We start from the raw sequence: 24466 nt of genomic DNA on the forward strand, positions 1-24466 counted from the left end.
CACGCTTCGACATCCGCACCAGGGGCCACAGGCCCCGCGGACGTGGTGTGGCCCACACATCGAAGGCATGTGGAACGGGACGAACCGGTCGTAGCGTGGGTATGGGTTGATGGGGACTCTGGACGGGGACTCTCGGGGTTCTGGGGATTCGGCAACGATGGAGAAGCGTGTGATGACGAACAGTAAGCGGCGCAGGGGCCTGTCGGCCGCGTCCGTACTGCTCGGTGGCGTGCTGGTGCTCTCGGCGTGTTCCAGCGGCGAAGAGGCCGCCGGCAGCGACGGCGGCACCGAGAGCTCGCAGTCCAAGGTCGACGAGGCGGCGGCGCAGAAGACCTCGGAGGCCCAGATCAAGATCACACCCAAGGACGGTTCGGCCAACGCCTCCATCAACAACTCGGCCGCCGTCACGGTGAGCAAGGGAACGCTCACCGAGGTGACGATGACGACCGCCGACGGCGGCGCCGTCGAGGGTGAGATCTCGGCCGACAAGACCAGCTGGAAGCCCAGCGCCCAGCTGGAGCGCTCCACGCGCTACAAGATCGCCGTGACCGCGGAGGACGCCGAGGGCCTGGAGGCCCACGAGAACGCCTCCTTCACCACGGTCTCCCCGGACAACAGCTTCATAGGCTCCTTCACGCCGGACGACGGCACCACCGTCGGCGTCGGCATGCCGGTCTCGATCAACTTCGACAAGGCGATCACCAACAAGGCGGACGTCCAGAAGGGCATCACCGTCACCACCAGCGGCGGCCAGGAGGTCGCCTGCCACTGGTTCAACGCCAACCGCATGGACTGCCGCCCCGAGGACTACTGGCAGGAGGGCTCGACGGTCACGCTGAAGCTGGCGCTCGACGGCGTCGAGGGCGCCGAGGGTGTCTACGGCGTCCAGCAGAAGTCCGTCTCCTTCACCATCGGCCGCAACCAGGTCTCCTACGTCGACGCGCAGACCAAGCAGATGAAGGTCACGCAGGACGGCAAGGTCGTCAAGACCATCCCGATCTCCGCCGGTTCGCCCGAGAACACGACGTACGAGGGCCAGATGGTGATCTCCGAGAAGTTCAAGGAGACCCGGATGAACGGTGCGACGGTCGGCTTCACCGACGACGACGGCAAGGGCGAGTACGACATCAAGGACGTCCCGCACGCCATGCGGCTGTCGAGCTCCGGCACCTTCATCCACGGCAACTACTGGGGCGACGACTCCATCTTCGGCAACGTCAACACCAGCCACGGCTGCGTCGGCCTGAACGACAGCAAGGGCGCGAACGACCCGAAGACCGAGGGCGCGTGGTTCTACGACAACTCGATCGTCGGTGACGTCGTGGTCGTCCAGAACACGGGCGACAAGACGATCGCGCCGGACAACGGCCTCAACGGCTGGAACATGAGCTGGGAGCAGTGGAAGGCCGGCTCCGCCGTCTGAGCCCGCTCCGCGACACCCCCGTACGACGAAGGCCGCCCGCCCCGGGCGGCCTTCGGCCTTTCCCGGCGACGTCCCCGCCGCTTCTCATCCTTCTTTTATCGCTGCCTTATTCGACCATCACGGTGCGTCCCTAACTTGCGGCGCATGTTCTTCACCTACCTGAGGCGCGAACTGCGCCGCCGCAGAAGGGCGGCCCTCGTCGTCGCCTCCGGACTCGCGCTGGGCATCGCGCTGGTCATCGTCGTCACCTCCGTGTCGTCCGGCATGGGACAGGCACAGGACAAGATCCTGCAGTCGCTGTACGGCCTCGGCACCGACATGACCGTCACCAAGGCGGCGGACCCCGCCGAGGAGGGGCAGGCGCAGGGGCCGCGGTTCCGGTTCGACGCGCGGGAGAGCGACTCCGGCGAGGAGCAGAGCAGCGACCGGGTCATGGTCCAGGGCTTCGAGACGCTCGCGAGCACCACCGTCGCGAAGGTCGGCTCGCAGGACGGCGTCTCGCACGCGGTCGGCGGCCTGAGCCTGCAGGTCCTCAAGGTCAGCGGCGAATTCACCCGGGGCCGGATCGAGCAGGGCGGCGGCGGTGCCGGCGGCGGGCCCTCCGGCCAGCCCGGCGAGGGCCGGGTCCAGGGCGGCGGCGCCGACTTCGGCGTCAACAGCTACACCGTCTTCGGCACCGACGTCACCGAACCCGCGCTCGGCCCGCTGACCTCCTCGAAGATCACCAATGGCCGGTCCTTCAAGGCCGCCGAGACCGACGCCGAGGTCGCCGTCGCCGACGCCTCCTACGCCAAGGAGAAGAAACTGGCCGTCGGCGACACGGTCACCGTCAAGGGCGTCACGTACGAGGTCATCGGCATCGCCACCCCGGACAGCGGCGAGGCGGCGGCCAACCTCTACATCCCCCTCCAGCAGGCCCAGACCCTCGCCGACGCGGCGGACAAGGTCACCACGATCTACGTCGAGGCGACCGACTCCCAGCGGATCGACGCCGTCAAGGCGGAGATCCGCAAGAACATCCCGGGGACGACCGTGACGACCTCCGCCGACCTCGCGGACACCGTCTCCGGCTCCCTGTCCACCGCCTCCGACCTCGCCGGCAGCGTCGGCAAGTGGCTCTCGATCGTGGTGCTGGCGGCCGCGTTCCTGGTGGCCGGGCTGCTGACGTCCTCCGCGGTGTCCCGGCGGGTGCGCGAGTTCGGCACGCTGAAGGCGCTGGGCTGGCGGTCGGGGCGGGTGACCCGGCAGGTGGTCGGCGAGGCCGTCGTCACCGGTCTGGTCGGTGGTGCGCTCGGGATCGCGCTCGGCTTCGTGGGGGCGTACGTCGTCACCGCGGTCAGCCCGACCCTGCGGGCCGAACTCGGCGGCAGCGGGGGCGGACCGGCCGGCCCCGGCGGCGGGTTCGGCGGTGGCCCGGCGCGGCAGGCCGCGGCCCGCACCCTCGACGTCGTCCTCACGGCCCCCGTCAGCGTCGCGACCATCGCCCTCGCCGTCGGGCTGGCCGTGACCGGCGGGCTCGTCGCCGGCGCGTTCGGCGGGTGGCGCGCCTCGCGCCTGCGCCCGGCGGACGCCCTGCGGCGCGTGGAGTAGCCGCCCCCCGGCACCCCTCGGCGCGCCGAGCGCCGCCCGGCCGCCGCGCCCACCGGCCACCACCCCAACGCATCCCAGGAGTTGCACCACCATGTACGAACTCAAAGGCGTCACCAAGCACTACAGCCGGGGCAAGGACACCGTGCGCGCGCTGGACGGCGTGGACCTCGTCGTAGCCGACGGCGACCGGCTGGTCATCCAGGGCCCCACCGGCGGCGGCAAGTCGACGCTGCTGCAGATGCTCGGCGGACTGGACCGGCCCACCTCCGGTGAGGTCGCCCTCGACGGCACCGACCTGGCCCGGCTGCCCGAGGCCCGGCTCACCCGGGTGCGCAGCGAGAGCATCGGCTTCGTCTTCCAGACCTTCAACCTCATCCCCACCCTCAGCGCCCAGGAGAACGTCGAGACCGCCCTCGTGCCTCTCGGCATCAAGGCCAGGGAGCGGCGCGAACGTGCCGCCGAGGCACTGGAGTCGGTGGGGCTCGGTGAGCGGCTCGGGCATCTGCCGGGGGAGCTGTCCGGCGGTCAGCAGCAGCGTGTGGCCATCGCGCGGGCGCTGGTGAAGCGGCCGAAGGTGCTGCTGGCCGACGAACCGACCGGCAACCTCGACGAGTCGACGCGCGACGAGATCATGGACGTGCTGGAACGGACGTGGAAGGAGCTGGGGCTGACCTTCGTCATGGTCACCCACGACTCCGCCCTCGCGCGCAAGGCCCCGCGGGTGGCCACGATCAGGAAGGGCCGGATCACGGTGCGGGAGAACACGGTGGGGGAGAACACGGTGCGGGAGAACACCCACCCGTAGCGGCTCCCGGAGCCGTCGGCGAGCGCCCGCCGGAAGTCCTGCTTCCGGCGGGCTTTCGTGCTTCGGTGAGCACATGACTGCCCATACGGTCGAATACATCAGGTACCGCATCTCCGAGCAGCGGTCCGCGGAGTTCCTGGCCGCCTGGACCCGCGCCGCCGTCCACCTGGCCGAGGCCCCGCAGTGCGTCGACTACGAGCTGGCCCGCTGCGAGGAGGACTTCGAGCACTACGTCGTGCGCATCGTGTGGACCTCCACTGAGGACCACCTGGAGGGCTTTCGCACCTCGGAGAGCTTCCCCGACTTCCTCGCCGAGATCCGCCCCTACATCGGTGCCATCGACGAGATGCGCCACTACACGCCGACGACCGTCCGCGGCGCCGGGTCCGCGCTGCCCACCCTCTACGAGTGGGCCGGCGGCGCGGAGGCCTTCTCCCGGCTCACCGAGGCGTTCTACGCCAAGGTCGTCGAGGACGACGTCCTCGCCCCCGTCTTCGCGGACCTGCCGCCCGAGCACGCCGAACACGTCGCGCTGTGGTTCGCCGAGGTCTTCGGGGGCCCGCCCGCCTACTCCGGGACCCAGGGCGGCCACGGCCACATGGTCGCCAAGCACATGGGCCGCGGCTTCACCGAAACCCAGCGCCGCCGCTGGGTCGACCTCGTCCAGGACGCCGCGGACGAGGCGGGCCTGCCGACGGACGCGGAGTTCCGCTCGGCGTTCCTCGCCTACGTGGAGTGGGGCACCAGGCTGGCGGTCCACTTCTCGTCCGCGACGGCGACCGCGCCGGGGGAGCAGCCGGTGCCCCGGTGGGGGTGGGGGATGGCGCCGCCCCGTCGGGCGTGAGACGCGCCCCGCCCTCAGCCGCCGCTGCCGTACGGGCGGGTGAGGATCTCCATGTTGTGGCCGTTCGGGTCCTCGAAGTACGTACCGCGGCCGCCGTCGTTGTGGTTGATCGTGCCGGGGCGGGAGTGGTGCGGGTCCGCGCAGTGGGTCAGACCGTGTTCCTCGATGCGGGCGAAGATCGTGTCGAAGTCGGACTCCGAGACGAGGAACGCGTAGTGCTGGGGCGCGATGTCACCCGGCGTGTCCATGTAGTCCAGGGTGACGCCGTTCGGGATCTCGACCGGCATGAAGGGCCCGTACCGCGGGCTCACCTCCAGGCCGAGCAGGTCGGCCAGGAAACGGGCCGAGGACTCCTTGTCGTGGGCGGCGACGATGGTGTGGTTCAGCTGCACGGTCATCGGTGGCCTCCTCGGGTCTCCTGCGGGGCTCGCGCACTCGTCCCGTCTGCTCCTGTAACGCCCACGCCGGGCCGGACTCTTCCGCGCGGGAGGCCCGGGCCGGGCCCCCAGCCGTCGGCGGCCCGGAAGCGCTGTGCCACCGGGCCGCCGACGAAGGGACGCGACGATCAGATCGTCGCGGTGTCGATCACGAACCGGTACCGGACGTCGCTCGCCAGCACCCGCTCGTACGCCTCGTTGATCTGGTCGGCGCTGATCACCTCGATCTCGGCACCGAGACCGTGCTCGGCGCAGAAGTCCAGCATCTCCTGGGTCTCCTGGATGCCGCCGATGCCCGACCCGGCGAGGGTCTTGCGGCCGCTGAGCAGCGAGAACAGGTTGAGCGAGACGGGCTCCTCGGGGGCGCCCACGTTCACCAGCGCGCCGTCGGTCCGCAGCAGCGCGAGGTACGCGCCGAAGTCGAGCGGGGCCGAGACCGTCGACACGATCAGGTCGAAGGTGCCCGCCAGCTCCTCGAAGGTCCTCGGGTCACCGGTAGCGTAGTAGTGGTCGGCGCCCATCTTCAGACCGTCCTCCCTCTTGCGCAGCGACTGCGAGAGGACCGTCACCTCCGCACCGAGTGCGTGGGCGAGCTTGACGGCCATGTGACCGAGGCCGCCCATGCCGAGGACGGCGACCTTCTTGCCGGGGCCCGCGTTCCAGTGCCTGAGCGGGGAGTAGGTGGTGATGCCGGCGCACAGCAGCGGCGCGGCCTCGTCGAGGCCGATGCCCTGCGGGATGCCGACGACGTAGTTCTCGTCGACGACGATCTTCTGCGAGTAGCCGCCGTAGGTGGGCTGCCCGTCCTTGCCGACGCCGTTGTACGTCATCACGGCGCCCTTGGCGCAGTACTGCTCCAGGCCGGCCTTGCAGTTGTCGCACTCGCGGCAGGAGTCGACCATGCAGCCGACACCCACCCGGTCACCGACGGCGAACCTGGTCACGCCGGTGCCGACCTCGGCGACGACGCCGGCGATCTCGTGGCCGGGGACCATCGGGAAGATGGCCTCGCCCCAGCCCTCACGGGCCTGGTGGATGTCCGAGTGACAAATTCCGGCGTACTTGATGTCGATCAGGACATCGAACTCACCGACCTCCCGGCGCTCGATCGTGGTGCGCTCCAGCGGAGCCTTGGCGGTGGGGGCGGCGTACGCGGGGACAGTGGTCATACCGAGGGGTCTCCTAGGGAAGTGATCCGCCCGGCCGCTTTCTGCCGGGCACTCGTCCAGGCTGCCGCTCCGGGGCACATCCACCCAGGCCACGGCTTTGCGTACGTCCGCCGTGCCTACCACTGACGAGGGCAGGTTCATCTGCGTACGACCGTGAATACTGGATGTATGGAAGAACAGCCCGCGCACGTGGACGAACCCGGCGGCGGCCTGGACCGGCGTGCCGAGCTCAGCGAGTTCCTGCGCAGCCGGCGGGCCTGGCTGAAGCCGGAGGACGTCGGGATGCCGGACTACGGGCGCCACCGCAGGGTCCCCGGGCTGCGCCGCGAGGAGCTGGCGCAGCTGGCCGGTGTGTCCGTGGCGTACTACACGCGGCTGGAGCAGGGCAACGGGCGGAACGTGTCGGGGGAGGTGCTCGACGCGATCGCCCGGGCCCTGCGGCTGACCGACGCCGAGCACGCCCACCTCACCCACCTGGCCAGGCCGAAGCAGCACAAGAAGAAGCCGGCGGCGCGTACGCAGCATGTGCGGGGCGCGCTGTGGCAGCTGCTGGACACGTTCGACAGCATCCCGGCCTACATCGTCGGGCGCCGCTCGGACATCCTGGTCTGGAACCGGATGGCGGCCGCCGTCTTCGGCGACTGGGCGGAGATGCCGGCGCAGGAGCGGAACTGGGCGCGGCTCGTGTTCCTGAGGCCGGAGTACCGCGAGCTGTTCGTCGACTGGGACCAGAAGGCCTTCGACATGGTCGCCTTCCTGCGCATGGACGCCGGCTGCCACCCGGACGACCCGCGGCTGTCGGCCCTGGTGGGCGAGCTCTCCGTCAAGAGCTCGGAATTCCGCCGGCTGTGGGCCACCCACGACGTCAAGGAGAAGAGCCACGGGATCAAGCGGCTCCGCCACCCGCTCGTCGGTGAGCTGGCGCTGTCCTTCGAGACCTTCCGCCTGGTCGACGACGGCGAGCAGTCCTTGATCACCTACCACGCGGAGCCGGGCTCCCCGGCCGCGGAGGGCCTGCGCCTCCTCGCCAGCTGGGGCAGGGACGCGACCCGGGCCGGGACGGGGTCGTCGACGTCGTCGAACTGAGCCGAGACCGTAGACCGAGCCGGGACCGGTGGAGCGAGCCGGGACCGGTCGGACCGAATCGGAGAACCCCCCCATGAGCGACAAGAAGATCATCGCGGTCCTCGGAGCAACCGGTCGACAGGGGGGCGGCCTGGTCAGGGCGGTCCTGGACGATCCGGACGGGCCGTTCGCGGTCCGGGCGATCACTCGTCGCCCGGACTCCCGTGGCGCGCGGGACCTCGCTGGTCGAGGCGCTGAGGTCGTGCAAGCGACGGTGGACGATCCCCAGGCGCTCCGCGCGGCCTTCGCGGGGGCGTACGGCGCCTATGTGGTGACCAACTTCTTCGAGTCCATGTCGGCGGAGGTCGAGAAGGCCCAGGCGGCGACCGCGGCACAAGCGGCCGAGGTCGCCGACGTGGCGCACGTCATCTGGTCGACGCTGGAGGACACACGCCGGGCCTTGGCGGACACCGGGGTGCCGGCGCTGCAGGGTGACTACACCGTGCCGCACTTCGATGCCAAGAACGACGCCGACGAGTACTTCCGCGACCTCCAGGTCCCGACGACGTTCCTGCGTTCCACGTTCTACTGGGAAGCGTTCCTCGACGGCCTCGGTCCGCGCCGCGCCGACGACGGCACGCTGGAACTCACCCTGCCCATGGGGCAGAAGAGACTGGCGGGTATCGCCTCCGAGGACATCGGCCGCACCGCCTACGGCATCTTTCAGCGGGGCACGGAGACGATCGGCGAGACGGTGAGCATCGCCGGCGAGCACCTGACCGGGCAGCAATATGCCGAAGCATTCACCCGGGTGCTCGGAAAGACGGTGCACTACCGTCCGATGACCATCGAGCAATTCGGGAACCTGGGGGAACCCACCAGCCACGAGTTCGCCCACATGTTCCGCTTCTACCAGCTCGCCGAAGCCGAATTCGTCGGCGACCGGGACCTGAGCCGGGTGCGCGCCCTCAACCCCCGACTTCAGTCCTTCGCGCAATGGCTCGACCGCCACCGCGACGCGTTCAGCGATCGCTGAGCAGTCACGCCCGCCGCACTCAGGAGTAGGGGTAGCGGGGGTGTGGGACGCCCTCCCGGCTGACAGGCTCAAGTCTGCGTCTGCTGCACGAGCGAAAAGAACGCTGATCGACACGGGAGGCAACCATGGGAACCGTGAAGACAAGTGACGGAGCGACCATCTTCTACAAGGACTGGGGTCCGGAGTCCGCCCAGCCGATCGTGTTCCATCACGGCTGGCCCCTCAGCGCGGACGACTGGGACACCCAGATGCTGTTCTTCCTGTCGAAGGGGTACCGGGTCATCGCGCACGACCGGCGCGGCCACGGTCGGTCGAGCCAGACGTGGACCGGTAACGACATGGACACCTACGCCGCGGATGTGGCGGCGCTGACCGACGCGTTGGACCTTCGCGGCGCCTTCCATGTCGGGCACTCCACGGGCGGTGGCGAGGTCACACGCTACGTGGCACGTGCCAAGCCCGGTCGCGTGGCGAAAGCGGTGATCGCCTCGGCCATTCCACCGGTCATGATCAAGTCCGCGTCCAACCCCGACGGCTCGCCCGTCGAGACCTTCGACGCGTTGCGCGCCGGACTGGCGGCGAACCGGGCACAGTTCTACATGGACGTCGCATCCGGCCCGTTCTACGGATTCAACCGGAGTGGCGCCAAGGTGTCGCAGGGACTCATCCAGAACTGGTTCCGGCAGGGAATGATGGGCGGAGCGAACGCGCACTACGAGTGCATCAGGGTCTTCTCCGAGACGGACTTCACCGAGGACCTCCAGAAAATCGACGTACCGGTCCTGGTCATGCACGGCACGGACGACCAGGTCGTACCCTACGCGGACGCCGCGCCCCTGTCGGTCAAGCTTTTGGAAAAGGGCACCCTCATGACATATGAGGGTTTCCCGCACGGCATGATTTCGACCGAAGCCGAAATCCTCAACAGGGACATGCTGGAATTCTTCCAGTCGTGACGCCGGTCGGCTTCGGTCGACTTCGTCCGAGGACGTCCGCCCGCTCCGCGCCTGCGCAAGGCAGGCGCGGAGCGGGCGGACCGGACAGGTGAATCCCGAGCCCTAGTAGATGCCGTTCAGGCCCCACCACTCGCCGTCGGTCCGCTGGCCGGACAGCAGGCCGCCGGTGTCCCGGCCCCGGTAGGTGACCAGCCAGCCCAGGTGGCCCGGGTAGCCGTCGATCACGTACTTCTCGTTGGTCACCGTGGCGAGGTCGGGCCGGCCGTCGCCGGAGAAGTCGCCCACCGAGAAGAGGTTCGCCATGGCGTTCCAGCCGCCGGAGCCGATGAGCTTGCGGGCGCCGAGGCGGGCGGTGGAGGTGCCCGGGTAGAGCCACAGCTTGCCCGTGGACGCCTCCCGCGCGTACAGGTCCGGACGGCCGTCACCGGTCACGTCCCCCATGCCGACCAGGGCGTTCATGCTGTTCCAGCCGCCGGAGCCGATGAGCTTGCGGGCACCGAGGCGGGCCGTCGAGGTGCCCGGGTAGAGCCACAGCTTGCCCGTGGCCTTCTCGACCGCGACCAGGTCGGAGCGCTTGTCGCCGGTCAGGTCGCCGAAGGCGGTGACGCGGGTCATGGAGTTCCAGCCACCCGAGCCGAGCAGCTTGCGGGCGCCGAGCGAGCCGGTGCCGGTGCCCGGGTAGAGCCACAGCTTGCCGGTGGACGCCTCCCGCGCGAGGACGTCCTCCCTGCCGTCACCGCTGAAGTCGCCGTGCCGGGTCAGGGCGTTCATGCTGTTCCAGCCGCCCGCTCCGATGAGCCTGCCGGTGCCGTTGCCCGGCGTGAACCACAGCCGTCCGGCCTCGTCGCGGGCGATCACGTCGGCCTTGCGGTCGCCGTTCATGTCCCCGAAGCCCAGAGCCTTGGGGGAGGTCTCGGAGTACCAGCGCGGGTAGGCGGTCTGGCTGCACTCCCGCTCGGTGCGGACGAACTTGATCGAGCTGGTGGTCGCGGTCGGGCCGCTGCTCCACTCACCCGGCGTGTCCGGCTCCTGCGCCCAGTAGCCGCCCCACGGCGAGTAGTCCTTGTCCTCGTAGACGCAGGCGATCGACGTCGTGCGGTTGACGTACGAGTGGATCTTGTTGTCCCAGCTGCCCAGGTCGGCGACGTTCTTGTTCGTCTTCCACATCGTGCCCGTGGTGCTCTGGCCGGTCCACCCGCAGAAGTAGCCCGTCGGGCAGTCGTACGAGTCGGCGGCCGCCGGAGCGGCGTTCACGGCGGCCAGGCCGGCGCCGGCGAGCGTGAGGCCCACGAGTGTGGCCACGCCCCGCTTGAAACGGTTCTGCATATGCGGTTTTCCCCTCCCAGGTGACGCGCGCCGGATCCTCGTCCCGTCAGCCCGCCGATTCTCCGGGCGGTCGCCGCGGGTCCCCGAGGTGGCGGCCGGCGCATGCGAGGTGATCGTAAGGCAGCGGCGGGCTCCCGCGCACCGCCGGTGCGCGGCCGTCGTCGGGCCGCCTGACCGGCCGACGCGGCGGGCCGGGGCCACCATGGAAGCAGGGGCTCGGTCCACGTCGGGAAGTGACTGCCATGCGTGCCTCGCTGATACAGCTGTCCGTCGACGCGTCGGACCCGGCCGACGAGCGCCGCCGCAGAGCGGCCTCGCTGGTCCGGGACAGAGCGGGAGACGATCTCGTGGTCCTGCCGGAGCTCTGGGCGGCCGGGGCCTGGTCGTACGACGGCTGGGACCGCGACGCCGAGGCGCTCGACGGGCCGACGGCCGAGGCCATGTCCGCCGCCGCCCGCGGGGCGGGGGTGTGGCTCCACGCGGGGTCGCTCGTCGAGCGGGACCGGGACGGGACGCTGTACAACACCGCGCTCCTCTTCGACCCGGCCGGTGACCTGCGCGGCCACTACCGCAAGATCCACCGGTACGGCTTCGACACCGGCGAGGCGACCCTGATGGGAGGGGGCCACGACATCGTCACCGTGCCCACCGACTTCGGGGTCGTCGGGCTCGCCGTCTGCTACGACCTGCGCTTCCCCGAACTCTTCCGGGGACTGCTCGACGCGGGCGCCGAGCTGATCGTCGTACCTGCCGCATGGCCCGCCGCCCGGCTCGGCCACTGGCGGCTCCTGACCCGCACCAGGGCGTTGGAGGAGCAGGTGTTCCTGCTGGCCTGCTGTGCGACGGGCACGCACGGCGGGATGCGGCAGGCCGGACACAGCGTCGTCGCCGACCCGTGGGGAACGGTTCTGCGCGAGGCGGGACCCGACGCGGAGACGGTGACGGTCGACTGCGACATGACCGAGGTCAGCCGCATCCGCGCCGAACTCCCCGTCCTGCGCGACCGCGTCCTGTCCATCGAGGCCCCGGAAGGGCACCGGGTCTAGGTGGCACGCCGTGACGGGGAGTGCGGCGGGCGGAGCGGTGCGGTGACCACGGGCCGTGCCGCGGCACGGCCGCCCGGGCTTCCAGGCAGCCGGCCGGCTCACTCGCAGTACAGGTCCTTCACCGGCCGCTTCCCGGTCGCGAGATACCGGGACACGACCGCGTCCCCGCACGCGTTGCCGTTCCCCAGGTACGCGTCATGCCCGGTCGAGTCCATCGTCACCAGCACGGCCCGCCGCCCGTAGGCCTCGCGCAGCTTCAGCGCACCGCTCAACGGCGTGGCCACGTCCCGCTCGTTCTGGATCATCAGAACGTTGGACGGCCCCTGGTCCGTCACCCGCAGCGGCGCCTCCCGCGGCTGCCACGGCCACGCGGTGCACGGCAGGGCGTTGCGCGGCATGCCCGCGGTGAGCGGATACTTCGCCCGGCTCTCGGCGACACCGTTCGCGTACACCGACGCCGACCTGGGCCAGGCGGCGTCGTTGCAGATCGTCGCCGCACCGACCGCCAGGTAGTTCTGGAGCGCCGGCTCCGGCGGCCTCGGCGCGGCGGCCGGCAGCGTGCCGCGCTCGGCGGCCAGCATCAGCTTCGCCAGCACCGGGTAGTCGTCCGGGTCGTAGAGGCTGTTCAGCATGGCCTGGCGCAGCACGTTGCCGTTCAGCTCCGCCGGGTTGGCACCGGGCCAGGGGATCGGCTCGCGGTCCAGCCGGGCGGCGAGGGCGAGGAAGCGGGAGCGCACCCGGGCCGGGGTGCCCGCGACGCGGTCCGGATTGCCGGGTCGCGAGGCCCACTTGGCGAACTCGGGGAAGTTGTCCTCGACACCCACCTCGAACGCGCGCAGCCAGGCGCGCTCGGCGTGCACGGGGTCGGGGTTGTCACTGCTGTCCAGCACGATCCGGTCGGTGCGCCGCGGGAACAGCTCGGTGTAGGCGGCGCCGACGTAGGTGCCGTAGGAGACGCCCCAGACGGACAGCTTGCGCTCGCCGAGGGCGGCCCGGATGCTGTCGACGTCCCGCGCGTTGTTGAGGGTGGTGATGTGCCGCATCAGGTCACCGCCGTTGCGGGCGCAGGCGTCCCCCAGCCGCCGGCCCATGGCCATGTTCCCGGTGACGGAGCCGTCGGGGGCGGGCCAGGGCAGCATGCTCGTCACGGACAGGTCGCCGTTTTCGACCTCACAACTGACCGGCGTGGAAGGCGCGTTGCCGCGCGGCGCGAACCCGACCAGGTCGTAGGCGTCCCGCACCTCCCGCGGCATCAGTTCTCCCTTGTCGGAAGGATGGGCGAGGCTGTCCCCGCCCGGCCCGCCGGGGATCATGAGCAGCACACCCCGGCGGGCCGGGCTCTGGCTGCGGATCCGGGAGACGGCGATGTCGATCTTCGGGCCGCCGGGGTCGGCATGGTCCATCGGCACGGACACGGTCGCGCACTCCTGGCGCGGGTCGAGTCCCGCCCCCTCGCACTCGGTCCACTTCAGCGGCGCGGGGGCGGGCGCGCCGGTGGCGGACGCAGTGAGCGGGGTGACGAGCCCGAAGACGACTCCGGAGGCGGCGGCGATCAGGGCGACACTCTTCGTGATCTGCTTCATGCACAGCAGCCTGACGGACAGTGACGGAGCGTCACATCCAGCCACCTCCCGAAACCTCCCGGGGGAATACCCCCCGGCCCCCTCCACGCGGAACCCGACCCGGCATCACGACGGCCCGGCGGCTACCGCGACGCGTCTTACGGTCGCTCCCGGATCGCCGTTTCAGAGGCCGGCGGGGTTTCTGCCATGGCGCGGACAGGGTGGTCCCGGTCGAAGGCGCTGCTCATCCCCCAGCCCCCGCCACACCGAGCGGGCCGGACCCGCCTGTCCCGGCGAGCCTGTCCAGTCACGCGGTCCTGGGTGGGTTCCGCCGTCATCCCCGCAGGTGGGCCAGAAGCTCGGCCTCGGCGGGATACGTGCGTTCCTGGGGCAGCAGGCGGGTGGCGGAGTCCAGGTCACCACGGCGGACGTGGGCGTGTATCTCGTGGGCGAGTGGGGTCACGTCGCGGACGGTGACCGTCCATTCGTCCGCGTAGCGTCGTACGGCCTCACCGGAGAGGCCGAGTTGCAGGGACCGGTACGGCAGCGGCTGGAGGTGCAGGTCCCGCTCCGGGTCCCACTGCACGCGGGCGGGCGCGCGCTTCAACTGACGCTGCCAGGTCGCTCGGTCGGGGTGCACTCCGCGCACATAGCTCGAAAGACACGCGTGGCGCAGGGCCCACTCGAAGCCGTCACGGTCGATGTCGACGGCGAGCACGGTCTCCTGCCCTTCCTTGGCGCCCCAGCCGCAGCGGTACATCATCCACAGGAACGACGGCTTGATCCAGGTCAAGCCTCGTTCACAGACCTATCCGCCGTGGTCGGGGTGATCGCCTGCACTCTTCTGCACGGCGGGCGGGCTACCACCAGCACTATCTTGACCGGAACATCAACGGCCACGACAGGACCGCGTCTCCTGTCCCATCGATGTGGCTCCGGCCACGGGGGAGTTTCGTCATCGACCCTGATCTCCTGGCGGCTCTGTGGAGGGAACGGCATCCGTCGGGTCCTCCCGTCGCTCACACGTTTCGCACCAGGTACGCGGATCGCTGGGTTCGCTTCCACAGCCTCCCCGGTTCGAAGCGCTACCCGAAGTCCGGGGACGAGTACGCGATCGTGCTGGACCGGTACAACACGATGCTCGACGAGCTGTTCGCGGACACTGATGTGTTCGTGGTGACGATGGACTGGTCGGACACACCGACCGGGCCCCCGGGCTACCCGACGCCACGACCGACACTGCACCCGGACAGCATCCGCTGGTGGATCGAGTCGGACCAGGATGACCCCGACCCGGAGTTCCACACCCACACGCGTCTGTACGCGGACCACCGCCGGTGGAATCGCGGCTGCATCGACGGGCTGTTGCGAGCAGTCGCGGACGAAGCGCTCGTCGAAGTCTTCATCGCCGACACGGAACTGCGCCATATCCACCATCCCTACGACGGCGGCGCAGACGTCATCCTTGCCACCCCCGCAGAGCGTGACCGTATACGTGACCGACATGCAGACTGGCTTTCGAGCCACCCGGCCGGCCTCTGAGAACCGCAGTGACTCCCGCCTCCGGCCGACGCTCAGCGGTCTGGGAACGCTGCTCGACGTTGTTGAGTGGTGCTCACAGCTCCGAGACGGTTCCACCCCATGCAATCGACACTGCGGACGCCGATCGTCTGGGCACTGCCACCCAGGACAAAAAAATCGGTGGTCGCCTAAGCCGGCCGAGTCCACGCTGTGCGCCATGGAAGAACCGCTCCGCAGAATCCGTGCGATCCACACGGCCTCCACGATCACCGTCTACCAGGCGTACTCCCCTGAGATCGGACTGCTTGCCGTCCGAGACGGCCGCTTTTCGGCCGCGTGGAAGCCTGACCGTATGACGTGGATCAAGCCCAGTTTCATGTGGATGATGTACCGCTCCGGCTGGGGCATGAAGGAGGGTCAGGAGACCGTCCTCGCCATCGAGATCACTCGCGACGGCTTCGACTGGGCGCTGCGCCGTGCCTGCCTGTCGCATTACGTCCGCGGACTGCACCCCGATCGCGCCACCTGGCAGAGTGACCTAAAGCGCGCACCGACCCGCGTCCAGTGGGACCCCGAACGCGATCTGCACCTGCGTCCCCTGCCGCACCGCTCGCTGCAACTGGGGCTCTCGGGAGAGGCATCCGCGCGTTACGCGGACGAGTGGATCCTGTCCATCAGTGACGTGACCCCGCTCGCCAAAGAGATCCACGCACTCGTCAGGGACGGCGAACTGGACTCGGCTGCCCGACTGCTCCCCCAGGAGCAGGAATACCCCGCCAGTGCAGAACTCCTGGCTCACCTGTGTGTCTGACCGGCAGTCCGGGCACAACCGTCGGCACCACCCACGGGTCACATGGCGGCAGAGGTCTGTGGGCGCGGCTGATGACCCAGGTCATCGTGTCCCGCTTCCACGCGGAGGGGAAACGGCCCTCGCGGACGGCGGGCAGGCCGATCTCCGGGGAGTAGGCCTGGTAGACGGTGATCGTGGACTCGGCATAGGCCGCACGGATCCCGCGTTGCGGTTCTTCCATGGCGTACAGCGTGGGGTCGGCCGGATCGGGCGGCCACTGATTTTCGGGCGCCGTTCAGTTGTTTGCTGGGAAGGCGGGCGCGCCGCAGCACCGCGCTTGTCGGTGCCACGGTCGCCCTCCTCGGAACACCTGGGCGCACACCGGCTACTTGCCCGTGGCCTCCGGCGCCGGAGCGACACCCGTCGGGCAGGACGCGCCCCAGTTGGTCTCGAACGGGGTGCTCAGCTTGACGCCGGTCCCGCCGATTCCGCAGTAGCCCGCGGGGTTCTTGTCGAGGTACTGCTGGTGATAACCCTCGGCCGGATAGAAGGTGCGGGTGTCGGCCGGGAGGATTTCCGTGGTGATGCGGTCGTAGCCCGAGCCGGTCAGGACCTTCTGGTACGCCTCGCGGGACGCCTGCGCGGTCGCGGCCTGCTCGGGGGTGTGGGTGTAGATCGCCGAGCGGTACTGCGTGCCGACGTCGTTGCCCTGGCGGAAGCCCTGCGTCGGGTCGTGCGCCTCCCAGAAGGTCTTCAGGAGACGGTCGTACGAGATCACGTCCGGGTCGTAGACCACGCGGACGGCCTCCGTGTGGCCGGTCAGGCCGGAGCAGACCTCTTCGTACGTGGGGTTCTCGGTGTGGCCGCCCTGGTAGCCGACGAGGGTCGTCCAGACCCCCGCAGGCAGCTGCCAGAACTTGCGCTCGGCGCCCCAGAAACAGCCGAGACCGAAGTCGGCGATCTCCAGGCCCTCGGGGTAGGGGCCGCGCAGCGGGTTGCCGAGGACGGTGTGGCGCTCGGGGACGGTGAAAGCGGGCTCCGCGCGGCCCTGCAGTGCCTGCTCGGGGGTGGGCAGGGCGGGCGTACGGCGGAACAGCATGGGGGCTCCTTCTGCCGGGGTGCGTAGGGGCACGCCTCGCCGGCGCCATCAGGCGTCGGGACGGGGCGGTGTTTTGTTGAACGTTCGAACACCGCCCCGCATTCCGCCGGGGTGCCGCCGCCCCTGCCCGTCGCCCGCCCGGCGTCGCCGATCAGCGCAGCAGCGTCGCCGGGCTGCCGCCGTTCGCCTCGTAGCCAGCGACCGCCAGCGCCCGGTACACCGCGAACTCGGCGGCCGGGTCGGACGACAGCGTCCACGGCAGGGCGCCGACGTGGCCGTCGATGTGTATCAGCTGGCTCATGGCCTCCGCCCAGCGCTCCGAGCGGACCAGGAAGAAGACCAGCAGATGCCGCACGTGCGCCAGCATCGGGTCGTCGGCGTGGGCCGAGTGGACCGCGTGAAGGGCGCCGTGGATCGCCTTGGTCACGACCTCGCTCTGGTAGAACCCGGCGACCAGGTTGACCTCGGGGAGGTGCTCGAACACCGAGAACAGCGGCATCGCCGCGAGCAGCGAGCCCTGCGGGGCACGGGCGGCCGCGGCCTCCGCGAACTGGGTGGCCAGCTCCCGGGACCCGTGCCACTTCTCGCACCAGTAGTGCAGCGCGGCCAGGTGCGCGCCCATGTGGTGGGGTGCGCGGTCCAGGATCTTCAGCCAGAGCTGCTCGAACTCCGCGCGCGGGTAGCCGAGGCCACGGGCCACCGACAGCTCGATGATGTAGGGAATCGGGTCACCGGGGGCGAGCAGGGCCGCGTCGCCGCATGCCGCCTTCGCCTCCTCCATGATGATCCGGAAGTCGTCCGTGCCCGGCGTCGCCGTCCGCCAGGCCTGCTGGACCAGGAACTCGGCGTGCACGGCGGCGCCGCCCGCGTCCTTGGGTGCTTCCGCCCGCCACACGCGCAGCCACTGGCCGCCCGGCGACTCGCTGACGCCGCCCGGTCGCTGCTGGAGCTCCAGCGAGGCGGCACCCGCGAAGGCCTGCACGCGCTGCCAGCGCAGCTCGCCCCGCGCCTCCGTCCCGGCGAGGAGCTGCGCGGCGGCCCGGTGGTCCTGCGTGCGCTGCACCAGGTCCAGCACGTCCACCAGGTCCTGGTCGGGGCCGGGCATGCGGATGTCGAGCTCCTCCTGGAGGACGAACCCGTAGTTCGCGGGGTCCGCCGCGTCCGGGTGGCCCGGCTTGACCAGCTCTATCCCCCTGCGCCTGCGCAGCATGACGGGACCCAGCACGAAGCCGATCATGAGCAGGGCGAACAGGACCCAGAGAATTTCCATGTCTCAAGCGAACCAGACGCCGCCGACAATTGGCCAACCCCCTCGGCAGCCTGTGGAAAACTTCCGGGCGGGCCTCGGACGGGCAGGGGAACAGCGGTCGAGCGGCCCCGGGCGACTCGCGCGGCACGGAAAGAGGCGGGCGCGCCATGCGCCACCCCCTGTCGAGCGCCTACGCTCGGTTCCCATGAGCGACAGGCACATCAGTCAGCACTTCGAAACGCTCGCCATCCACGCGGGCAACACGGCGGACCCCGCCACCGGCGCGGTCGTCCCGCCGATCTACCAGGTGTCCACCTACAAACAGGACGGGGTGGGCGGCCTGCGCGGCGGCTACGAGTACAGCCGCAGCGCCAACCCGACCAGGACCGCCCTGGAGGAGAACCTCGCCGCCCTGGAGGGCGGCCGCCGCGGGCTCGCGTTCGCGTCCGGGCTGGCGGCCGAGGACTGCCTGTTGCGTACGCTCCTGAGCCCCGGCGACCACGTGGTGATCCCCGACGACGCCTACGGCGGCACGTTCCGGCTGTTCGCGAAGGTCGTCGCCCGCTGGGGCGTGGAGTGGTCGGTCGCCGACACCAGCGACCCCGCCTCCGTGCGGGCCGCCCTCACACCGAAGACCAAGGTCGTGTGGGTGGAGACCCCCTCGAACCCGCTGCTCGGCATCACCGACATCGCGGTCGTCGCCCAGATCGCCCGGGACGCCGGCGCCCGCCTCGTCGTCGACAACACCTTCGCCACGCCGTACCTCCAGCAGCCGCTGGCGCTCGGCGCGGACGTCGTCGTGCACTCCCTGACCAAGTACATGGGCGGCCACTCGGACGTGGTGGGCGGCGCGCTGATCGTCGGTGACGCGGCGCTCGGCGAGGAGCTGGCGTTCCACCAGAACGCGATGGGCGCGGTCGCCGGGCCCTTCGACTCGTGGCTGGTGCTGCGCGGCACCAAGACCCTCTCCGTGCGCATGGACCGGCACAGCGAGAACGCCGCCAAGGTCGCCGACATGCTCACCCGGCACCCGCGCGTGACGCGCGTGCTCTACCCGGGGCTGCCCGACCACCCCGGCCACGAGATCGCCGCCAAGCAGATGCGGTCGTTCGGCGGCATGGTCTCCTTCCTGGTCGAGGGCGGCGAGGAGGCGGCGGTCGAGGTCTGCAACCGCGCCCAGGTGTTCACTCTCGGCGAGTCCCTCGGCGGCGTCGAGTCGCTGATCGAGCACCCGGGTCGTATGACGCACGCCTCGGTGGCCGGGTCGGCCCTGGAGGTCCCGGGCGCCCTGGTGCGCCTGTCGGTGGGCATCGAGAACGTCGATGACCTGCTGGAGGACCTGCAGCAGGCGATCGGCCGGTCCTGACGGTCAGGGCCTGTCGGGTGGATCGCGCCGTGGACGCGACGGGCCCTACCAGCCGGTGAGCGGTGGAGTCGTCTGCGACGGCGGCTCCACCCAGGGGCGCTCGGTCAGCGCCCACACGGTGAAGGCCACGGTCACCGCGAACAGCAGCAGCCAGGCCAGCCGCAGGGCGAGGGCCCGGCGCCGCAGCAGGCGCTCACCGAGGCGTACGGCGTCGGCGCCGAGGTCCGGTGGCACCCGGGGTGACGTCCGCTCCATGATCCGGCGCGCGGCGGACTCGCGATCGGCCCGGCTCACCGCGACCTCCCGGTCATGACGCCGCCATCCGCGCGCCGGTCACCGTGGACGCCGCCGGCCGGGCCGGGTGCAGCAGGGTCGCGGTCGCCCGGTCGCACAGGGCGTGGACGCGTTCCGCGGGCAGCCCGAGCAGGGCCGCCGTCTGTTCCTCGGCGACCCCCTCGTACAGCCGCAGGACCACCACGAGGCGTTCCTGCGGGGTGAGTTCGGCGAGCGCGCTGCCGGGGTGCGGGCGGGCCCGGCCGAGCGCGCCGTACTGGTGCCAGGCGCGGTGCGCGAAGCGGACGGCGAGGCACGCGCGCGTGCGGTCGTAGGGGTCCTCGCCGCGCAGCCGGTCCCAGGAGGCGTACGTTCTGGCGAGGGCCAGCGTGAGCAGGCGCCGCGCGCGCGGGTTGGCGTCGGGGGCCTCGGCGGTCAGGAGCGTGGCGGTGTGCAGCAGCCGTCCCGCCGCGCCCGCGACGAACGCCTCGAACTCCTGGGCCCGGCGGGCACCTTGCACCACTTGCCGTTCTCGCACCGTGCCTCCCGCCTGAGGCCGACCTGAGGAAGGGGATCCCGCCGGCGTACCCGGCGCGTCCGGTACCCCGGACGCGCACCCGCGTACGACCGCGGGGACCCGGTCTCATATGAGGGCAGGCGCGCCCTTTCGGTCAAGAGCCGCGCACGGTGGGATGCCGATCGCGGAAGCGGTGTGCGGGGCGACGGCTCCCGGCCGGCCCGGTGCCCCGCGGGCCGCGGTCCTCAGGAAGCCGACGGGGCTTCCGCCCCCGGCACGCCCGGGACGGCCATCCGCGCCGAGAGGGCGTGGTTGAAGCGGGTGAGGAGGGTGCAGAAGGCCTCGCGCTCCTCCGGTTCCCATTCCTGCGTGAGCTCGGCCATCAGCTGGCGCCTGGACGACCGCACCTCCTCGAGCCGCGCCGAACCGCGCGGGGAGAGCTGGAGCACCACGGCGCGCCCGTCCTCGGGGTGCGAGGTGCGCTTGACCAGACCCGTGTCGACGAGCGGAGCCACCTGCCGGGTGACGGTCGAGGAGTCGATGCCCATGCTCGCGGCGAGCGCCTTGACGCCCATCGGCCCCTCCTTGTCGAGCCGGTTCAGGAGCAGGTACGCGGCGCGGTCCATGGAGTTGCGGACCTGCCCGACCCCGCCGAGCCGGGTCTGCTCGGCACGTCGTGCGAACACGGCGACCTCGTGCTGCAGCGCGTCGAGAAGGCCGGTGTCACCGACGGTCGTCATGTCCATCGACATTTCAGGTGTTGTGGGCATGGCCGGGGGCTCACTTCATGCTGGGTGCTGGGTTGGGGGACAGGGTACGCGGCCGGGCGGCGGGCCGTACCGGCGCTGCGCAAACCCGTCTCGGACGTTGGTCACAGCGCGTTCAGCGGGGTGTGAACTGGGAGACTTGAGTCATGAACTACCGCAAGGCCCCCTCCTTGCCCTCGGTCACCCTGGACGACGTGCGCGGTGCGCAGAAGATGCTGAGCGGCGTCGCACGGGTCACCGCCATGGAGGGCAGCAGGTATCTGACCCAGCTGGTGGACGCGCCGGTCCTCCTCAAGTGCGAGAACCTCCAGCGGACGGGCTCGTTCAAGCTGCGCGGCGCCTACGTCAGGATCGCCGGTCTGTTGCCCGAGGAGCGTGCCGCGGGGGTGGTCGCGGCGAGCGCGGGCAACCACGCGCAGGGCGTCGCCCTGGCGTCCTCGCTGCTCGGGGTCCACGCCACGGTGTTCATGCCGAGGGGCGCCCCGCTGCCCAAGATCAGCGCGACCCGGGAGTACGGGGCGGAGGTGCGTCTGCACGGACAGGTGGTCGACGAGACCCTGGCCGCCGCACAGGAGTACGCCGCCGAGACCGGCGCCGTGTTCATCCACCCCTTCGACCACCCGGACGTCATCGCGGGGCAGGGCACCGTCGGCCTGGAGATCCTGGAGCAGTGCCCCGAGGTGCGCACGATCGTCGTCGGCATCGGCGGCGGCGGGCTGGCGGCCGGTGTCGCGGTCGCGGTGAAGGCCTTGCGGCCCGACGTGCGGATCGTCGGCGTGCAGGCGGCGGGCTCGGCGGCGTATCCGCCCTCGCTGGCGGCCGGGCGCCCGGTGGCGATCGAGAATGCGGCGACGATGGCCGACGGCATCCGGGTCGGCAGGCCCGGCGACGTGCCGTTCGCGCTCGTCGGAAATCTGGTGGACGAGGTCCGGACGGTCAGCGAGGATGAGCTGTCCACCGCGCTGCTGCTCTGTCTCGAGCGGGCGAAGCTGGTCGTGGAGCCCGCCGGGGCGAGTCCGGTGGCGGCGCTGCTGAGCGATCCGGGTGCCTTCGAGGGCCCGGTCGTGGCGGTGCTCTCGGGCGGCAACGTGGATCCGGTCCTGATGCAGCGCGTGCTGCGGCACGGGATGGCGGCGCAGGGCCGCTACCTGGCCGTACGCCTGCGGCTGACGGACCGGCCGGGTGCCCTCGCGACGCTTCTCGGGGCGTTGTCAGTGGTGGACGCTAACGTCCTCGACGTGAGCCATGTACGGACCGATCCTCGGCTCGGGTTCACGGAGGCGGAGGTCGAACTGCACCTGGAGACGAAGGGCCCGGCGCACTGCGTCGAGGTCGGGGAGGCCCTGCGCGAGGCGGGCTACACCGTCATCGACTGAGCCGCCGCCGGGCGGCGGACTGTTCTCGAAGGCCGAGGTCGGGCCGGAATCGGGTCAAGATCGCCAACTCTTCGTCCCTCGTTCGGGCAAGTGTCGTTGAGAGACGCGATACATCGCGTTATGGTGTGTCTCGTGGCCCCGCCCATCAGTCGGGACGAATCCCGCAGATCCAGTGCTCCAGCAGCACCCCAACCGACGTGGAGACTCATATGCCAGGCGCCATCTACGCCGAAGGTCTGGTCAAGACCTTCGGTGACGTAAGGGCACTGGACGGCGTCGACCTCGATGTCCCCGAGGGCACCGTCCTCGGCCTGCTCGGGCCGAACGGCGCCGGCAAGACGACGACGGTCCGCTGTCTGACGACCCTGCTGCGCCCCGACAGCGGCCGAGCCGTCGTCGCGGGCATCGACGTACTCGCCCGCCCCGACGACGTGCGGCGCTCCATCGGCCTGTCCGGCCAGTTCGCGGCCGTGGACGAATACCTGACCGGCCGGGAGAACCTCCAGATGGTCGGCCAGCTCTACCAGATGAGCGCCAAGGCCGCGAAGGTCCGCGCGGGCGAGCTGCTCGACCAGTTCAACCTCGCGGACGCCGCCGACCGGCCCGCCAAGACCTACTCGGGCGGTATGCGCCGCCGGCTCGACCTGGCCGCGGCGCTCGTCGTCTCGCCGCCCGTGATGTTCATGGACGAGCCGACGACCGGCCTCGACCCGCGCAACCGCCAGCAGCTGTGGGAGGTCATCAAGCAGCTGGTCTCCGGCGGTACGACGCTGCTGCTGACCACGCAGTACCTGGAGGAGGCCGACCACCTCGCGCACGACATCGCGGTGGTCGACCAGGGCCGCGTGATCGCCCGTGGCACCTCCGACCAGCTCAAGGCCCGCACCGGCGGCGAGCGCGTCGAGGTCGTGGTGCACGACCGGGAGCACATCGCCGCCGCCGCCGAGGTGCTGGCCGGCTTCGGCAAGGGCGAGACCACCGTCGAGGAGCACACCCGCAAGCTGACGGTGCCCGTCACCGGAGGCGCCAAGCTGCTCGCCGAGGTCATCCGCGAGCTGGACGTCCGCGGCATGGAGATCGACGACATCGGCCTGCGCCGCCCGACCCTCGACGACGTGTTCCTGTCCCTGACGGGACACGCGGCCGAGGTCAAGGACGAGGAGCAGGGCGAGGCGGGCGACGCGTCCGCCGAGGCCAAGGGCCGCAAGCGCAAGAAGGAGTCCGTCAAGTGAGTGCCGTCACCGACGCCACCCCGCAGCGGGCCGCGCGCCCGCATCCGCTCGGCCAGTCCGTCAGGGACTCCCTGATCGTCGCCAAGCGCAACCTGATCCGGATGTCCCGGATCCCCGAGATGATCATCTTCGGCCTGTTCCAGCCGATCATGTTCGTGGTGCTGTTCAGCTACGTGTTCGGCGGCTCCATGAACATCGGCGGCAGCACCGAGCCCGGCGTCTACCGCGAGTTCCTGATGGCGGGCATCTTCGCCCAGACCGTGACCTTCGCCACGGCCGGCGCGGGTGCGGGCATCGCCGAGGACATGCACAAGGGCCTGGTCGACCGGTTCCGCTCGCTGCCCATGGCACGCGGGGCGGTGCTGACCGGCCGCACCCTGGCCGACCTGGTGCAGACGGCACTCACCCTGCTGGTGCTCGCGATCGTCGCCCTGCTGGTCGGCTGGCGCACCCACACCAATGTGGGCGAGGTGCTCGGCGCGTTCGGGCTGCTGCTTCTGATGGGATACGCGTTCACCTGGATCGGCGCGCTGATCGGCCTCTCCGTGCGGACGCCGGAGGCGGCCACCTCCGGCGGGCTGGTCTGGCTCTTCCCCGTCACCTTCGTGTCGAACGCCTTCGTGGACTCCAGCCAGATGACGCCCTGGCTGCGGCACATCGCCGAGTGGAACCCGTTCAGCGCCACGGTGCAGGCCTGCCGCGAGCTGTTCGGCAACCCCGGGGTCTCCCCGTCCGACGCCTGGCCCATGCAGCACCCGGTCCTGGCCTCGCTGATCTACTCGGTCCTGATCGTCGTCATCTTCAGGACCCTCGCGGTGCGGAAGTACCGCTCGGCCACGGCCTGAGGCAGCCGAGTCCGTGTCCGTGCCCAAGCCCGGTCGGCCGTTCGCCGCGGCCGGCCGGTGTGCCACGGCTGACCTGAGCATGGTGAAGCCCCCGGCGTCGAGCGGACGCCGGGGGCTTCGGGGCAGGGATCGACCGAGGCCGGCGCGGCAGCGGTCCGCCGCCGCGCCCGCG

Annotated in this window: 24 protein-coding genes and 1 pseudogene; 14 read left to right on the plus strand and 11 right to left on the minus strand. The window is 70.8% G+C overall.

All coding sequences use genetic code 11. The annotated features are described in order from the left end of the window. Positions 1–172 precede the first annotated feature (172 nt). The 4 genes from ACZ7LV_RS33355 (at position 173) to ACZ7LV_RS33370 (ending at position 4662) form a co-directional block, all read left to right on the plus strand. Positions 173–1423: a L,D-transpeptidase gene (locus ACZ7LV_RS33355; RefSeq protein ID WP_471944953.1), complete on the plus strand. Its 1251-nt coding sequence runs from the start codon at positions 173–175 to the stop codon at positions 1421–1423. A gap of 144 nt (positions 1424–1567) precedes the next feature. Then, positions 1568–3013, plus strand: coding sequence for an ABC transporter permease (locus ACZ7LV_RS33360; RefSeq protein ID WP_471944954.1), 1446 nt, complete (start codon positions 1568–1570; stop codon positions 3011–3013). A gap of 91 nt (positions 3014–3104) precedes the next feature. Next, a complete protein-coding gene (locus ACZ7LV_RS33365; RefSeq protein ID WP_471944956.1) occupies positions 3105–3818 on the plus strand; it encodes an ABC transporter ATP-binding protein in 714 nt (237 codons plus the stop codon). A 73-nt stretch (positions 3819–3891) separates the two neighbouring features. Further along, positions 3892–4662 carry a globin domain-containing protein gene (locus ACZ7LV_RS33370; RefSeq protein ID WP_471944958.1) on the plus strand — a complete coding sequence of 257 codons (771 nt, stop codon included), beginning with the start codon at positions 3892–3894 and terminating at the stop codon, positions 4660–4662. Positions 4663–4676: 14 nt separating this feature from the next. On the opposite strand, the gene ACZ7LV_RS33375 is transcribed toward ACZ7LV_RS33370, so the two are convergent. Both ACZ7LV_RS33375 and ACZ7LV_RS33380 read right to left on the minus strand, forming a co-directional pair. Further along, the gene (locus tag ACZ7LV_RS33375) at positions 4677–5060 is read right to left on the minus strand and encodes a VOC family protein (protein WP_471944960.1); all 384 of its coding nucleotides are present in this window, start codon (positions 5058–5060) and stop codon (positions 4677–4679) included. A gap of 167 nt (positions 5061–5227) precedes the next feature. Next, entirely contained in the window at positions 5228–6268 is a 1041-nt protein-coding gene (locus tag ACZ7LV_RS33380) for an NAD(P)-dependent alcohol dehydrogenase (RefSeq protein ID WP_471944961.1), read from the minus strand. Positions 6269–6436: 168 nt separating this feature from the next. Here ACZ7LV_RS33380 and ACZ7LV_RS33385 point away from each other — a divergent pair, with 168 nt between their 5' ends. From ACZ7LV_RS33385 to ACZ7LV_RS33395, 3 genes are all read left to right on the plus strand, one after another. Further along, a complete protein-coding gene (locus ACZ7LV_RS33385) occupies positions 6437–7354 on the plus strand; it encodes a helix-turn-helix domain-containing protein (RefSeq protein ID WP_471944963.1) in 918 nt (305 codons plus the stop codon). Between the two features lie 73 nt (positions 7355–7427). After that, entirely contained in the window at positions 7428–8369 is a 942-nt protein-coding gene (locus ACZ7LV_RS33390; protein WP_471944965.1) for an NmrA/HSCARG family protein, read from the plus strand. 125 nt (positions 8370–8494) lie between these two features. Beyond that, positions 8495–9325, plus strand: coding sequence for an alpha/beta fold hydrolase (locus tag ACZ7LV_RS33395; RefSeq protein ID WP_471944967.1), 831 nt, complete (start codon positions 8495–8497; stop codon positions 9323–9325). Positions 9326–9427: 102 nt separating this feature from the next. On the opposite strand, the gene ACZ7LV_RS33400 is transcribed toward ACZ7LV_RS33395, so the two are convergent. Then, on the minus strand, positions 9428–10651 hold the full coding sequence (locus ACZ7LV_RS33400; RefSeq protein ID WP_471944968.1) for an FG-GAP-like repeat-containing protein: 1224 nt from the start codon (positions 10649–10651) through the stop codon (positions 9428–9430). A 242-nt stretch (positions 10652–10893) separates the two neighbouring features. Between ACZ7LV_RS33400 and ACZ7LV_RS33405 the strand changes: the two genes are divergently transcribed. Next, positions 10894–11697, plus strand: a complete 804-nt coding sequence (locus ACZ7LV_RS33405; protein ID WP_471944970.1) for a carbon-nitrogen family hydrolase — start codon at positions 10894–10896, stop codon at positions 11695–11697. A gap of 98 nt (positions 11698–11795) precedes the next feature. On the opposite strand, the gene ACZ7LV_RS33410 is transcribed toward ACZ7LV_RS33405, so the two are convergent. Further along, positions 11796–13280, minus strand: coding sequence for an alpha/beta hydrolase (locus ACZ7LV_RS33410; protein ID WP_471944972.1), 1485 nt, complete (start codon positions 13278–13280; stop codon positions 11796–11798). A 313-nt stretch (positions 13281–13593) separates the two neighbouring features. Beyond that, complete coding sequence (locus ACZ7LV_RS33415) at positions 13594–14052, minus strand: DUF4291 domain-containing protein (RefSeq protein ID WP_471944974.1); 459 nt, start codon at positions 14050–14052, stop codon at positions 13594–13596. Between the two features lie 134 nt (positions 14053–14186). Here ACZ7LV_RS33415 and ACZ7LV_RS33420 point away from each other — a divergent pair, with 134 nt between their 5' ends. Next, on the plus strand, positions 14187–14801 hold the full coding sequence (locus ACZ7LV_RS33420) for a DUF3885 domain-containing protein (protein ID WP_471944976.1): 615 nt from the start codon (positions 14187–14189) through the stop codon (positions 14799–14801). 196 nt (positions 14802–14997) lie between these two features. Continuing rightward, positions 14998–15591 (plus strand): DUF4291 domain-containing protein, encoded by a 594-nt coding sequence (locus tag ACZ7LV_RS33425; RefSeq protein ID WP_471944978.1) that lies wholly within the window; start codon positions 14998–15000, stop codon positions 15589–15591. 73 nt (positions 15592–15664) lie between these two features. Here ACZ7LV_RS33425 and ACZ7LV_RS33430 read toward each other — a convergent pair. From ACZ7LV_RS33430 to ACZ7LV_RS33440, 3 genes and pseudogenes are all read right to left on the minus strand, one after another. Beyond that, positions 15665–15811 (minus strand): annotated as a pseudogene (locus tag ACZ7LV_RS33430) (DUF4291 family protein); the annotation flags it as partial. 144 nt (positions 15812–15955) lie between these two features. Then, complete coding sequence (gene msrA, locus ACZ7LV_RS33435) at positions 15956–16669, minus strand: peptide-methionine (S)-S-oxide reductase MsrA (protein ID WP_471944979.1); 714 nt, start codon at positions 16667–16669, stop codon at positions 15956–15958. Positions 16670–16820: 151 nt separating this feature from the next. Beyond that, on the minus strand, positions 16821–17939 hold the full coding sequence (locus ACZ7LV_RS33440; protein ID WP_471944980.1) for a hypothetical protein: 1119 nt from the start codon (positions 17937–17939) through the stop codon (positions 16821–16823). A gap of 184 nt (positions 17940–18123) precedes the next feature. On the opposite strand from ACZ7LV_RS33440, the gene ACZ7LV_RS33445 reads away from it, so the two are divergent. Beyond that, positions 18124–19284, plus strand: a complete 1161-nt coding sequence (locus ACZ7LV_RS33445) for a cystathionine gamma-synthase (RefSeq protein WP_471944982.1) — start codon at positions 18124–18126, stop codon at positions 19282–19284. Positions 19285–19329: 45 nt separating this feature from the next. Here the strand turns inward: ACZ7LV_RS33445 and ACZ7LV_RS33450 are convergent, their stop codons facing one another. The 3 genes from ACZ7LV_RS33450 to ACZ7LV_RS33460 all read right to left on the minus strand — a co-directional run bounded on the left by ACZ7LV_RS33450 (position 19330) and on the right by ACZ7LV_RS33460 (position 20826). After that, entirely contained in the window at positions 19330–19578 is a 249-nt protein-coding gene (locus ACZ7LV_RS33450; protein WP_471944984.1) for a hypothetical protein, read from the minus strand. A 13-nt stretch (positions 19579–19591) separates the two neighbouring features. Next, positions 19592–20095 (minus strand): sigma factor-like helix-turn-helix DNA-binding protein, encoded by a 504-nt coding sequence (locus ACZ7LV_RS33455; protein ID WP_471944986.1) that lies wholly within the window; start codon positions 20093–20095, stop codon positions 19592–19594. Positions 20096–20319: 224 nt separating this feature from the next. After that, positions 20320–20826 (minus strand): MarR family winged helix-turn-helix transcriptional regulator, encoded by a 507-nt coding sequence (locus tag ACZ7LV_RS33460; protein WP_471944987.1) that lies wholly within the window; start codon positions 20824–20826, stop codon positions 20320–20322. A 161-nt stretch (positions 20827–20987) separates the two neighbouring features. On the opposite strand from ACZ7LV_RS33460, the gene ilvA reads away from it, so the two are divergent. The 3 genes from ilvA to ACZ7LV_RS33475 all read left to right on the plus strand — a co-directional run bounded on the left by ilvA (position 20988) and on the right by ACZ7LV_RS33475 (position 24294). Then, complete coding sequence (ilvA, locus tag ACZ7LV_RS33465) at positions 20988–22217, plus strand: threonine ammonia-lyase (RefSeq protein WP_471944989.1); 1230 nt, start codon at positions 20988–20990, stop codon at positions 22215–22217. 209 nt (positions 22218–22426) lie between these two features. Then, positions 22427–23449 (plus strand): ATP-binding cassette domain-containing protein, encoded by a 1023-nt coding sequence (locus ACZ7LV_RS33470; RefSeq protein ID WP_401672581.1) that lies wholly within the window; start codon positions 22427–22429, stop codon positions 23447–23449. Next, positions 23446–24294, plus strand: coding sequence for an ABC transporter permease (locus ACZ7LV_RS33475; protein ID WP_471944991.1), 849 nt, complete (start codon positions 23446–23448; stop codon positions 24292–24294). Before ACZ7LV_RS33470 ends, ACZ7LV_RS33475 begins: the two co-directional genes overlap by 4 nt. The last annotated feature ends 172 nt before the right edge of the window (positions 24295–24466 follow it).

The organism is Streptomyces sp. NPDC107562 (genome assembly GCF_055657325.1).

What these genes read in the sequence shown, in the direction of transcription:
- ACZ7LV_RS33355 (WP_471944953.1), top strand. Translation starts at nt 173, where the DNA reads ATGACGAACAGTAAGCGGCGCAGGGGCCTGTCGGCCGCGTCCGTACTG.
- ACZ7LV_RS33360 (WP_471944954.1), top strand. Translation starts at nt 1,568, where the DNA reads ATGTTCTTCACCTACCTGAGGCGCGAACTGCGCCGCCGCAGAAGGGCG.
- ACZ7LV_RS33365 (WP_471944956.1), top strand. Translation starts at nt 3,105, where the DNA reads ATGTACGAACTCAAAGGCGTCACCAAGCACTACAGCCGGGGCAAGGAC.
- ACZ7LV_RS33370 (WP_471944958.1), top strand. Translation starts at nt 3,892, where the DNA reads ATGACTGCCCATACGGTCGAATACATCAGGTACCGCATCTCCGAGCAG.
- ACZ7LV_RS33375 (WP_471944960.1), bottom strand. Translation starts at nt 5,060, where the DNA reads ATGACCGTGCAGCTGAACCACACCATCGTCGCCGCCCACGACAAGGAG.
- ACZ7LV_RS33380 (WP_471944961.1), bottom strand. Translation starts at nt 6,268, where the DNA reads ATGACCACTGTCCCCGCGTACGCCGCCCCCACCGCCAAGGCTCCGCTG.
- ACZ7LV_RS33385 (WP_471944963.1), top strand. Translation starts at nt 6,437, where the DNA reads ATGGAAGAACAGCCCGCGCACGTGGACGAACCCGGCGGCGGCCTGGAC.
- ACZ7LV_RS33390 (WP_471944965.1), top strand. Translation starts at nt 7,428, where the DNA reads ATGAGCGACAAGAAGATCATCGCGGTCCTCGGAGCAACCGGTCGACAG.
- ACZ7LV_RS33395 (WP_471944967.1), top strand. Translation starts at nt 8,495, where the DNA reads ATGGGAACCGTGAAGACAAGTGACGGAGCGACCATCTTCTACAAGGAC.
- ACZ7LV_RS33400 (WP_471944968.1), bottom strand. Translation starts at nt 10,651, where the DNA reads ATGCAGAACCGTTTCAAGCGGGGCGTGGCCACACTCGTGGGCCTCACG.
- ACZ7LV_RS33405 (WP_471944970.1), top strand. Translation starts at nt 10,894, where the DNA reads ATGCGTGCCTCGCTGATACAGCTGTCCGTCGACGCGTCGGACCCGGCC.
- ACZ7LV_RS33410 (WP_471944972.1), bottom strand. Translation starts at nt 13,280, where the DNA reads ATGAAGCAGATCACGAAGAGTGTCGCCCTGATCGCCGCCGCCTCCGGA.
- ACZ7LV_RS33420 (WP_471944976.1), top strand. Translation starts at nt 14,187, where the DNA reads ATGTGGCTCCGGCCACGGGGGAGTTTCGTCATCGACCCTGATCTCCTG.
- ACZ7LV_RS33425 (WP_471944978.1), top strand. Translation starts at nt 14,998, where the DNA reads ATGGAAGAACCGCTCCGCAGAATCCGTGCGATCCACACGGCCTCCACG.
- msrA (WP_471944979.1), bottom strand. Translation starts at nt 16,669, where the DNA reads ATGCTGTTCCGCCGTACGCCCGCCCTGCCCACCCCCGAGCAGGCACTG.
- ACZ7LV_RS33440 (WP_471944980.1), bottom strand. Translation starts at nt 17,939, where the DNA reads ATGGAAATTCTCTGGGTCCTGTTCGCCCTGCTCATGATCGGCTTCGTG.
- ACZ7LV_RS33445 (WP_471944982.1), top strand. Translation starts at nt 18,124, where the DNA reads ATGAGCGACAGGCACATCAGTCAGCACTTCGAAACGCTCGCCATCCAC.
- ACZ7LV_RS33460 (WP_471944987.1), bottom strand. Translation starts at nt 20,826, where the DNA reads ATGTCGATGGACATGACGACCGTCGGTGACACCGGCCTTCTCGACGCG.
- ilvA (WP_471944989.1), top strand. Translation starts at nt 20,988, where the DNA reads ATGAACTACCGCAAGGCCCCCTCCTTGCCCTCGGTCACCCTGGACGAC.
- ACZ7LV_RS33470 (WP_401672581.1), top strand. Translation starts at nt 22,427, where the DNA reads ATGCCAGGCGCCATCTACGCCGAAGGTCTGGTCAAGACCTTCGGTGAC.